The organism is Salinisphaera orenii subsp. orenii MK-B5, from assembly GCF_003788635.1.
Lineage (GTDB): Bacteria > Pseudomonadota > Gammaproteobacteria > Nevskiales > Salinisphaeraceae > Salinisphaera > Salinisphaera orenii.
Genome location: NZ_AYKH01000003.1, coordinates 64,333 through 75,519 on the forward strand (window position 1 = coordinate 64,333; position 11,187 = coordinate 75,519).

At 57.7% G+C, this 11,187-nt stretch carries 8 protein-coding genes; 7 read left to right on the plus strand and 1 reads right to left on the minus strand.

The window, feature by feature from the left end:
• Positions 1-112 precede the first annotated feature (112 nt).
• The 7 genes from SAOR_RS02800 to SAOR_RS02830 all read left to right on the plus strand — a co-directional run bounded on the left by SAOR_RS02800 (position 113) and on the right by SAOR_RS02830 (position 10,189).
• The gene (locus tag SAOR_RS02800) at positions 113-2,560 is read left to right on the plus strand and encodes a type I restriction-modification system subunit M (protein ID WP_123630121.1); all 2,448 of its coding nucleotides are present in this window, start codon (positions 113-115) and stop codon (positions 2,558-2,560) included.
• On the plus strand, positions 2,553-3,878 hold the full coding sequence (locus SAOR_RS02805; RefSeq protein ID WP_123630122.1) for a restriction endonuclease subunit S: 1,326 nt from the start codon (positions 2,553-2,555) through the stop codon (positions 3,876-3,878). Before SAOR_RS02800 ends, SAOR_RS02805 begins: the two co-directional genes overlap by 8 nt.
• A 115-nt stretch (positions 3,879-3,993) precedes the next feature.
• Positions 3,994-4,521, plus strand: coding sequence for a hypothetical protein (locus SAOR_RS02810; RefSeq protein ID WP_123630123.1), 528 nt, complete (start codon positions 3,994-3,996; stop codon positions 4,519-4,521).
• A gap of 1 nt (position 4,522) precedes the next feature.
• The gene (locus tag SAOR_RS02815; RefSeq protein WP_123630124.1) at positions 4,523-5,407 is read left to right on the plus strand and encodes a Kiwa anti-phage protein KwaB-like domain-containing protein; all 885 of its coding nucleotides are present in this window, start codon (positions 4,523-4,525) and stop codon (positions 5,405-5,407) included.
• A 50-nt stretch (positions 5,408-5,457) separates the two neighbouring features.
• Positions 5,458-6,084 (plus strand): Fic/DOC family protein, encoded by a 627-nt coding sequence (locus SAOR_RS02820; protein ID WP_123630125.1) that lies wholly within the window; start codon positions 5,458-5,460, stop codon positions 6,082-6,084.
• Between the two features lie 279 nt (positions 6,085-6,363).
• Positions 6,364-9,471: a type I restriction endonuclease subunit R gene (locus SAOR_RS02825; RefSeq protein WP_123630126.1), complete on the plus strand. Its 3,108-nt coding sequence runs from the start codon at positions 6,364-6,366 to the stop codon at positions 9,469-9,471.
• Entirely contained in the window at positions 9,461-10,189 is a 729-nt protein-coding gene (locus tag SAOR_RS02830) for a M48 family metallopeptidase (RefSeq protein ID WP_123630127.1), read from the plus strand. The genes SAOR_RS02825 and SAOR_RS02830 overlap by 11 nt, the downstream gene beginning before the upstream one ends.
• 236 nt (positions 10,190-10,425) lie before the next feature.
• Here the strand turns inward: SAOR_RS02830 and pyrE are convergent, their stop codons facing one another.
• Positions 10,426-11,076, minus strand: coding sequence for an orotate phosphoribosyltransferase (gene pyrE / locus SAOR_RS02835; RefSeq protein WP_123630128.1), 651 nt, complete (start codon positions 11,074-11,076; stop codon positions 10,426-10,428).
• Positions 11,077-11,187: the final 111 nt, after the last annotated feature.

The following is an 11,187-nucleotide window of genomic DNA, read 5'->3' on the forward strand; positions in this document are numbered from 1 at the left end:
CGTTCGTGTCGATGTCTGCGCGCACGGTCGTAGTGCTCGGAAAAAGCATGCACAAAACGGAATCCTGTCGGTTGACGACAGACCAAAATCAGAACTGAACGCACGGTAATCAATGGCACTGAAGAAATCCCAGCTCTACAGCTCGCTCTGGCAGTCCTGCGACGAGCTGCGCGGCGGCATGGACGCCTCGCAGTACAAGGACTATGTGCTGACGCTGCTGTTCATGAAGTACGTCAGCGACAAGAAGGATTCGTTGATCGAGGTGCCGGAGGGCGGCAGCTTCGCCGACATGGTCGCGCTGAAAGGCGACAAGGAGATCGGCGACAAGATCAACAAGATCATCGGCCGGCTCGCTGAAGCGAACCAGCTAAAGGGTGTCATCGACCAGGCCGATTTCAACGACGAGACCAAGCTCGGCTCCGGCAAGGACATGCAGGACCGCCTATCCAAGCTGGTCGGCATTTTCGACCAGCTCGATCTGGGCGCCAATCGCGCCGATGGCGATGACTTGCTGGGCGATGCCTACGAATACCTGATGCGCCACTTCGCCACCGAATCCGGCAAGAGCAAGGGGCAGTTCTATACCCCGGCCGAGGTCTCGCGCATCATGGCCCAAGTGGTGGGGATCGGCCCGGAAACACGCCAGGATCAGACCCTGTATGACCTGACCTGTGGCTCCGGATCCCTGCTTCTGCGCGCCGCCTACGAGGCGCCGCAAGGCGTCAGCATTTACGGCCAAGAAAACGACAACGCCACCTGGTCACTGGCCAAGATGAACATGATCCTGCACGACTATCCGACGGCCGAGCTCTGGCGGGATAACACGCTCTCCCGGCCATATTTCAAGAACCGGGACGGCAGCCTCAAGAGCTTCGACTTCGCCGTCGCCAATCCGCCGTTCTCCGCGAAATCCTGGACCAACGGTCTGGACGCGGCCAACGACGAGTTCGACCGTTTCGAATACGGCATCCCGCCGGCCAAGAATGGCGACTATGCTTTCCTGCTGCACCTGATCAAGTCGCTCAAATCGACCGGCAAGGGTGCGATCATCCTCCCGCACGGCGTACTGTTTCGCGGCCACAAGGAAGCCGATATCCGCCGCAATCTCGTCCAGCGCGGGCTCATCAAGGGCGTTATCGGTCTGCCACCGAACCTGTTCTACGGTACTGGTATCCCGGCCTGTATTCTGGTCATCGACAAGGCACAGGCCGGCTCTCGCGACGGCATCTTCATGTGCGACGCCAGCCGCGGATACATGAAGGACGGCAACAAGAATCGCCTGCGATCGCGCGATATCCACAAGATCGTGGACGTGTTCAACAACCAACGTGAGATACCTGGCTACTCCCGCCGGGTGCCATTGGCCGAGATCGCCAGCGAGGCCAACGCGTTCAATCTCAATATTCCGCGCTATATCGACGCCAGCGAGCCGGAAGATCAGCATGATCTGTACGCCCATCTGAACGGCGGCATCCCAAAGCGCGACGTGGACGCGCTCGATGCTTACTGGTTGGTATTGCCCGGCCTGCGCGATGCGCTGTTCCGGGGTAACGGCCGGCCCGATTATCTGGAGGCCAGAGTCGAAACCGCGCAGGTTAAACCGACCGTGCTGGAACATCCTGCGTTCGTAGCCTTTGCGGACACCGTAAGCCGGGTCATCGAGGCATGGCAGACGGCCCATCGTCCGTCCTTGGTCGCACTGGAACAGGGCAACAAGCCGAGAGACGTAATCCAGGCTTTGTCCGAAGACCTGCTCCAGCGTTTCGCCGACGTGCCTTTGCTGGACCGCTATACCATCTACCAGCGATTGATGGATTACTGGGCCGAGGTCATGGCCGACGACGTCTATCTCATTGCCGCCGAAGGCTGGCAGCAAGCAGCTCGGCCCCGCGGCGTGATCGAAAACAAGGAACGCAAGATCAATGAGGAGCCGGACCTGACCATTGGCAGCGGCAAGAAGGCGAAGAAGTACAAGCTGGATCTGATCCCGCCCGAGCTGGTCATCGCCCGCTACTTCGCCGACGAGCAGGCTCGGCTCGAAACGCTACAGGCCGAGCACGAGACGGCCACCCGCGAGCTGGAAGAGTTCATCGAGGCACAGGACGGCGAAGAAGACCTGCTCAGCGAGGTCAAGAACGACAAAGGCAACGTCACCAAGAGCGAAATCCCCAAGCGCCTCAGGATCCTCAAGAGCGAACCGGAAGCCGACGACGAAATCGCCGCGCTCAAGCGGTGCAAGAAGTTGATGGACGCCGAAGCCAGCGCCAAGAAGACCGTCAAGGACGCCCAGACCGAACTCGACCAGGCCGTGCTGGCCCGCTACGGCGAATTAACTGAAGACGAGATCAAGAAGCTCGCAGTGGACGATAAATGGCTGGCCGATATCCGCGCCGCCGTCGAATCGGAAGTCGAACGCATCACCAACCAGCTCGCGGGTCGTGTGCGCGAGCTGGAAGAACGCTACGCCGAACCGTTGCCAGCCATCGAGCGGGAGGTCGAAGAATTGACCGCTCGTGTAGCAGGGCATCTGGAGAAGATGGGGATACGCGCCGATGTCTGAACGCAACGCGGCACTTGAACAGCACGCTGTGCGCGATGTGGCGTCGGCCTACCGGGTCGCGCCTTTGGAGTTGACGCTCGATGGAGTACCGCCGGGGTATAAGCGGACTGAAGTGGGGCTGATTCCAGAGGATTGGGGAATCGGCCATTTGGGCGAATTTTATGAGATTGGGTCTAGCAAGCGAGTATTTCGAAGCGACTGGCGTCGCTATGGGGTGCCGTTCTATAGAACCCGTGAAGTGGCAGTGCTTGCAGGTAAAGGAAGCGTAGACAACGAGCTCTATATCAGTGAGGAGCTTTACTACACTTATGCAAAAAAGTACGGAGTTCCTAAGCCCGGTGATGCGCTGATTACTGGCATTGGAACTATAGGAAAGATTTACGTTGTCCCAGATGATCGCAAATTTTATTTTAAGGACGCGAGCATCATATGGCTAAAATCTCGTCAATCCTTCGACTCCGACTACCTAAAGCAGTTATTCGAAACGCAGTTTATACGCAATCAGGTTGCCGATTCATCTACAGGCACCACGGTAGATACCTATACGATCTCGGGGGCCAATCGAACGCTGGTCCCTGTCCCTCGTATCGCCGAACAACGCGCCATCGCCACCGCTCTGTCGGATGCCGACGCGCTAATCGAATCCCTTGACCGCCTGATCGCCAAAAAGCGCGCCATCAAACAGGCCGCCATGCAACAACTCCTCACCGGCCAGACCCGCCTGCCAGGGTTTTCTGGTAATTGGGAGACGAAGCGGTTGGGTGAAATTTCAACTATCGCGATGGGGAGAACGCCACGTCGAAATAACCGCGCATTTTGGGGGCGTGGTCATGTTTGGCTATCCATTGCTGACCTCCAAGGCAAGGTCGTAAGTGATTCGAAAGAAAAGATCACGGATCTCGCAGCCGTAGGTATGACGCCGATCCCAAAGGGAACCTTGCTGATGAGCTTTAAGCTTTCTATCGGACGATTGTGTTTTTCTGGCTGCAACTTGTTCACTAACGAAGCAATATGCAGCTTTACCAATCTGCGAGTTGATGCGCAATTTCTCTATTACGCATTGAACAGAACTGATTTTTCTCTTTACGGCAAGCAAGCGGTCAAAGGCTATACGCTCAATAGCGAATCACTGAAGCTAGTTGAGGTTTCGCTGCCAAGTGGAGAAGAGCAAGCCGCTATTGCTAATGTCTTATCTAATATGGACGACAACATCGAGGCGCTAAAGAATCGTCGCGACAAAGCTCACCGCGTAAAGCAAGGCATGATGCAGCAGTTGCTGACCGGGCGGGTACGATTGGTGGCGCCTGAAACGGCTTAAATTAAGCCGTCGTTATTAGCGTGGGAAAAGGGGGAATAGATATCGACGCCAGGGTCCAATTTATTGTAAAGCCGCATCGCTTCCATTTCTTGGCGGATAAGTGCGACGCTCCAGCATGCTGAACACCCTCGCAAGGTTCCTTCTGGTATCCACGTCTTTGTCGCCAGTCCTGGGCGCGGTAGCCGTAAACCAATGGTCAAGGGGTGTGGCGTGGACAAATTGGGGTGCATGGCTTGTCGTTGCCCTGCTGTTGATATTTCTATGCTGGGCGATGCTCCGCTATGCGGCTGAGAACATCCAGAAGCAGCGCTACTGTATTCAGGCTTTTGAGCGCAATGACCGGGAAATGCTGGCGTTCCTACTAGCCTATCTGCTGCCATTTGTTTCCGCCGACAATATGACCTTTAACGGGCAATGGCTGACGGGCGCCTATGTACTAGGCGTTATTTTTCTAGTCGTTTCTCATGCGGGCGCGTTCCATTTCAACCCGGTTATGGGTCTGTTGCGTTATCACTTCTATGCGGTCCGAAATCAGGACGGTGTAACCCATCTGTTGATAAGTAGGGCCGAGTTGCGTCGACCCAATACCGAGATCGAGACAGTCAGGTTGGCGCACAATATCTATTTTCATACGGGGGATTAGGATGCTCCACGACTTTCAGCTCGCGGCCATCGCTGTTGAGCGGCAACAGACGCGACTCCTGCGTATTCCACTGCACCAAGATCTACAAAACCGCTTGGCCGAGCAGTGGACAGAACAGTACCGCGCGTTCATAGCGGACGCAGAAGAGATTGAGTTCAACCCCGGTTATCAGCCCGAGGCTCATGAGCGTTTTTGTATCGACAACTACGAGTTGCCGGATTGTATTGCCAACGAAAACAGACTGGCCTTGGATAGCCTAGACTCTCTAACGCGGAATGATGATCGGCTAGATTTAATCAAGGGCGTCGTGGCTTTCGTCTGCACCAATGAGGGCGAGGAGTTACTGCTGTTCCAGAACTTCAATCGCTCGCATGTGATCCATCCCGGGTGCTTTCTGTTTTCTCAGAACAATACATATGTCACTGCCGAGTCGCCCGGTTTGACATTGGACAAGAAGTTGGCCTGCATCTATAGGCAGGCAGATCAAGCTCTTGTTTTCCAAAATTTTCGCGTTACCAATACATTTCTTCCGCTTGCGGAATTTTATCAGGAGGCATCTGAGCAAGAGATTCGGGAGATCCTTGATCACGATCTACTTGTAGTCGAAGATACAGATGCGCTGGCCGAAAACTCTAACCAGTGGTTTCGAAAGCGATTTGCGATGTTGAGAGATTCCGAGATTCTCGATAATTATACAGCGGAGCAAATTTACAATCATTCGGTTAGCTTCGAAGTCGAGGTGGTAGTTGAAGACGAGAAGATTGTTTTTCCGTCCGATAAACGTGAGGCGAAGCACTTGCTCCAGTTTCTGAACGAGGAAATATTTCGTGGCGCCATCACGGAAAGACTGTACGAAACGAACTCGAAGCGGGAGGCTGATCGATGAATTCGATCATCTTCCGCTACGGCGATTAGATCATATCGGCTGAAAACCTAATGGGAGACCGCTATCAGGCAAGTGGTATCGAGGGCCAGTTCCAGCCCGGCTCGGATAGTAAGGTACTGGCCAACAAGCTTGGAATCATCCATCCGGATGACATGGAAGATCTTGAGTCGCAGTTGCTGGAAGACCTTTACGAGTCTGTTCTAGGCAGCGAATTTCCGGATCGGAAATTGTGCGTAATTGATCTGAAAACTTGGCATCGCCGATGGCTGGGTAATGTCTATGATTGGGCGGGCCAGGAACGCAGCGTCAATCTCAGCAAAGGCGATTTTCACTTTGCGGTTGCTACGCAGATCAGTCGTCTACTCGACGAATTCGAAGGGGAATGCCTAAGCCGATACACCCCTTGTAATGAGCTGGACGATAAAGAGCTGGTTGAGGCAATCGCCGTTACCCACGTGGAGTTCATCCTAGTTCACCCGTTCCGCGAGGGCAACGGGCGACTTTCGCGTCTATTGGCCGATGTGATGGCGGTGCAAGCGGGCCGAAATCCTATGGATTACAGCGGTTGGAAAGCCAATCGAGAGGGTTACTTCGCCGCAATTCAGCAAGGTGTACTTTGCAATTATGAGCCGATGCGCTCGTACGTGCGGCAGGCTCTATCGGCCCAAGTCCGTTAACGTAGCCTTATTCGGCGAGAGAGACGCGGCGGTGTTTACCAGACCGGGCCCGGAGCTTGCGCTCGGTGGCCTGAATGCTTTTTCCGGTCTCAATAGCGGTTGAGCTGGCTACCGCACGACGGATGGCTTGCTTGTTGGGCAACTTGCGGAGCGTGGTTCGCGGGGTTGTTTTGACAGCCATGGAATAACCATTGCGGCAATTGTTTCTATAGATTGTACTCGTAATAAATAGTCTCGGCGATAGTGGCCATAGACTCATGTAATGGCTGAGGGGGATTAATGACCGGAGCAACTTCTAATCCGGACGCGGCCCGTGTGGGCCAACGTGAGATGGTCACTCAGCAACAGGTGCTGCGGTTCTGTGAGGAGGAGCTGGGTTACGACTATTTGGGCAACTGGAAGGCTCGTGACGGCAACCGCAATGTCGAGGAGGCGCAGCTACGCTATTGGCTCGGACGCCAGGGCCACGAGGAGCGTGTCATCAACCGCGCGTTGCGCGAGCTGGATCAGGCGGCGGCGATCTCCGGAAGCAAGACGCTCTACGATGCCAACCGGGCCGTCTACGAGAAGCTGCGTTACGGGGTGCATGTGCGGCCCTCCGTGGAGGAACAGACGATCACCGTCTGGCTGATCGACTGGAACAATCCGGAAAACAACAATTTCGCAGTGGCCGAGGAGGTTACGGTCGCGGGGGCGAATACCAAACGGCCGGACGTGGTGTTCTACGTGAACGGTATTGCTTTGGGCGTGCTGGAGCTCAAGCGCTCCACCGTTGCGCTTGCCGAGGGTATTCGCCAGAGCCTGGATAATCAGAAGCGCGAGTTCATTCGGCCGTTCTTCGCCACGGTGCAGCTACTCATGGCCGGCAATTCCACCGAGGGGCTGCGCTATGGCGTGATCGACACGCCGGAAAAATATTGGCTGGAATGGAAGGAGCCCGCCGAGATCGAGAACCCATTGGAGCGGGGGTTGTTCCAGCTTTGCCGCAAGGAGCGGCTGCTGGAAATCGTCCACGACTTCATGGTCTTCGACGCCGGAACCAAGAAGACGTGTCGGCACAATCAATACTTTGGCGTGCGCGCGGCTCAGGATCATGTGCGTCGGCGCCAGGGCGGCGTCATCTGGCATACCCAGGGCAGCGGTAAATCGCTGACCATGGTGTGGCTCGCCAAGTGGATCCGCGAACACGTGACCGATGCACGCGTGCTGGTCATCACGGATCGCACCGAGTTGGACGAGCAGATCGAGAAAGTCTTCAAAGGCGTGGATGAGCAGATTTACCGCACCCGAAGCGGCGCGGACCTGATCCAGGTGCTCAACACCAACGAAGAGTGGCTGATTGCTTCGTTGATGCACAAGTTCGGGGCTTCTGAAGAAGGCGATGTCGATGCCTTCATCCAGGATATGGAGAGCCACCTGCCGAAAGGCTTTCGGGCCAAGGGCAACCTCTTCGTGTTCGTGGATGAATGCCATCGCACCCAGTCCGGCAAGCTGCACGAGGCAATGAAAGCCCTGCTGCCAGAGGCCATGCTGATCGGCTTCACGGGCACGCCGCTGCTCAAGCAGGACAAGCGCAAGAGCATCGAGATCTTCGGTCCGTATATTCACACCTACAAGTACGACGAAGCGGTGCACGACGGCGTGGTACTGGATCTACGCTACGAAGCGCGGGATATCGACCAGCACATCATCTCGCAAGAGAAGATCGATCAGTGGTTCGAACTGAAGACCCGGGGCTTGAACGACTATGCCCGCGCCCAGCTCAAAAAGCGCTGGGGCACGTTGCAGAAAGTACTGAGCTCCCGGGACCGGTTGGAAAAGATCGTCTCCGACATCCTCTGGGACATGGCCACCCGCGATCGGCTGATGAGCGGCCACGGCAACGCCATGTTGGTCGCCGGCAGCATCTATTCGGCCTGCCGGCTGTTCGAGATGTTTCAGGCCACCGAGCTGAAGGGCAAGTGCGCCATCGTGACCTCTTACGTGCCGTCCACCGCGGATATCAAGGGCGAAGCCACGGGCGAGAGCGAAACGGAAAAACTGCACCAGTATGAAATCTATCGTCGCATGCTGGCCGAGCACTTCGACGAGCCGGAAGACACGGCCGTGCATAAGGTGGAAACCTTCGAAAAGGAAGTGAAGAAGCGCTTCATCGACGAGCCGGGCCAGATGAAGCTGCTGATCGTGGTGGACAAGCTCTTGACCGGCTTCGATGCGCCGCCGGCGACTTATCTCTATATCGACAAACAGATGCGCGATCACGGGCTGTTCCAAGCCATTTGTCGCGTCAATCGTCTGCATACCGAGGATAAGGAAGTCGGTTACATCGTCGACTACAAGGACCTGTTCAAATCGCTGGAGCAGTCCATCCAGGACTATACGGGCGGCGCTTTTGATGCCTTCGATGCCGAAGATGTAGAAGGGCTGCTGGAAAATCGTCTGACCAAGGCGCGGGAGCGCCTCGAGGAGACTCGCGAGGCGGTCAAGGCGCTCTGCGAGCCGGTCGAGCCGCCCCGGGATAGCCCCGCCTATCGTCGCTATTTCGTGGGGCCGAGCGACGCGCCCCAATTGCAGCAAGACAACGAACCCAAGCGTGTGGCGCTGTATAAACACGTCGGCGCCTTTCTGCGCGCCTATGCCGACCTGGCCAACGAAATGCAGCAGGCCGGTTACACCGTCGAAGAGGCGGCCCGGATCAAGGGCGAAGTCGAACATTACGAGCGCGTACGCGAAGAGGTGAAGCTGGCCAGCGGCGATTACGTCGACATGAAGCTCTACGAGCCGGCCATGCGACATCTGCTGGATTCTTATATACGTGCCGACGAGACAGAGAAGCTGTCCGCGTTCGACGACATGACGCTGGTGGAACTGGTGCTCGAGCGAGGTGAGGACGCGGTGGAGAGCCTGCCGTCCTCCATGGCGGGCGATCAGGACGCGATGGCCGAGACGATCGAAAATAACGTGCGACGGCTGATCATCGACGAAATGGCGGTCAACCCGAAGTATTACGAGAAGATGTCCGATCTGCTGGACGCTCTGATCGAAGAGCGCCGCAAACAGGCAATGGAGTATAAGGAATACTTGCGCCGCATCGTCGAGTTAACCCGCCGCGCAGCCAGGCCGGAGGAGCGGAGTGCCTATCCCACCGGTATCGATACCCCGGCGCGCCAGGCTCTTTACGACAATCTGGGGCAGGACAGTACGCTGGCTTTGCGGCTCGACGAGAAGATTCGTTCGGTGAAGAAAGCCGACTGGCGCGGCAATCCGTTCAAGGAGCGCGAAGTACGCAATGCCATCCGTTCAATATTGCAGAGCCAGGTTCGAGAACAAGGCGGATATGACGCGGATGCCGTTCTGGAGCTGGTGAAGGCACAGCATGCGTACTGAGCATCGCTGCATCGAGGTGAGCGGAATCGCGGTGGCTATCGACCGCAAGCCCATCAAGAATCTGCATGTCGGGGTCTATCCGCCGGATGGTCGTGTGCGGGTGGCGGTCCCCACACGGTTGGATGATGAGGCAGTCCGACTGGCCATTGTGTCCAGGTTGAGCTGGATACGCCGACAGCAGCGCGTGTTTGCCGAACAGGAACGTGAGTCGGCGCGCGAGATGGTGACCGGTGAAAGCCACTATTTTCGCGGTCGGCGCTATCTCCTCGACGTGATCGAGCGAGTGGGTCAGCCCCGGGTTCGTTTGGTCGGAAACCGTATTCTCGAGCTGCGGGTATCGCCCGGCACGAATACCGAGGTCCGCCGCGGGATTCTGGATCGCTGGTATCGGCGGAAATTACGCGAAGAGGTTCCGGCGTTGATCGAGTCCTGGGCGCCGGTGGTAGGCGTCACGGTTGCGCAATGGCGCATCAAGCGCATGAAGACCCTTTGGGGTTCCTGCAATATCGCCGCACGGCGAATCTGGCTGAATCTGGAATTGATCCGTAAGCCCGCGCCTTGTCTCGAATACATCGTCGTACACGAGATGGTGCACTTGCTCGAACGCCGCCACACCGAACGCTTTCGCCGGCTGATGGATGAGTTCATGCCGGACTGGCGGCTGCGCCGGGATGAGTTGAATAAGGCGCCATTGGCGCGTGAGAATTGGGGCTATTGAGCGGAATTGCTGACGGTGTGTCCAAAAGCTGCACTGCAGCTGTTAATGAAATAAGTTGTTTGCGGTCTACTGTGCTCACGACCGTGCTGCTGGAGCTGTTCACCGATGCCGGCGTGGGCACGCTGATCGGCGACTCGGGCGCGCCGTCCGCGGCCCCGCCGCCCGCATCGGCCTAGGCCGGGACCGGGCGAGGTGGCGTCGCGGCGGGCGCCGACGGCGCCCGCCCGCGGCATGGCTCAGCGTACGCCGTAGGCGTCCCGATAGGCCTGGACGGCGAGACGTGTGTCGATATCGAGCCCGGCCCGCTCGGCGTAGATGATCACGTCATCCAGCGTGGCGACGGCCGTGGTGGGGATGCCTTCGTCCTCGGCCAGTGCGGCCAGCGGCGAGCGATCATCGCTGCCGCGCTCCCGGCGATCGAGGGCGATCAGCACACCGGCGACCTCGGAACCCGCGGCGCGGATCAGATCGATTGCCTCGCGCACGGCCGTGCCGGCGGTGATCACGTCGTCCACGATCACCACGCGTCTGCCCAGCGGCGCGCCGACGAGCGTACCGCCTTCGCCGTGGTCCTTGGCTTCCTTGCGGTTGTAGGTGAAGGGCACGTCGCGGCCATGATCGGCCAGGGCGCAGGCCACCGTGGCCACCAGCGGGATGCCCTTGTAGGCCGGACCGAACAGGCTGTCGTATGCGATGCCGGAGGCGGCGAGTGCCGCGGCGTAGCCGGCGGCCAGACGCTTCATGCCGGCGCCCGAGGCGATCTCGCCCATGTTGAAGAAATACGGCGAGACCCGGCCGGATTTGAGCGTGAATTCGCCGAATTTCAGCGCGCTGTATTCGTCGGCCAGGGCCAGGAAGTCCTGGCTCGTGTCGGTGGCGGCGGGCATCGGGGCGCGGTCCTCCGGCGTTGTCGAAAATCGTCGCTGGTTCCGTATGATAAGCGCTGATCGGGCGGGCGGCGAATTGCGCCGCCTGGGGTTCATCGACGACAGGAAGCG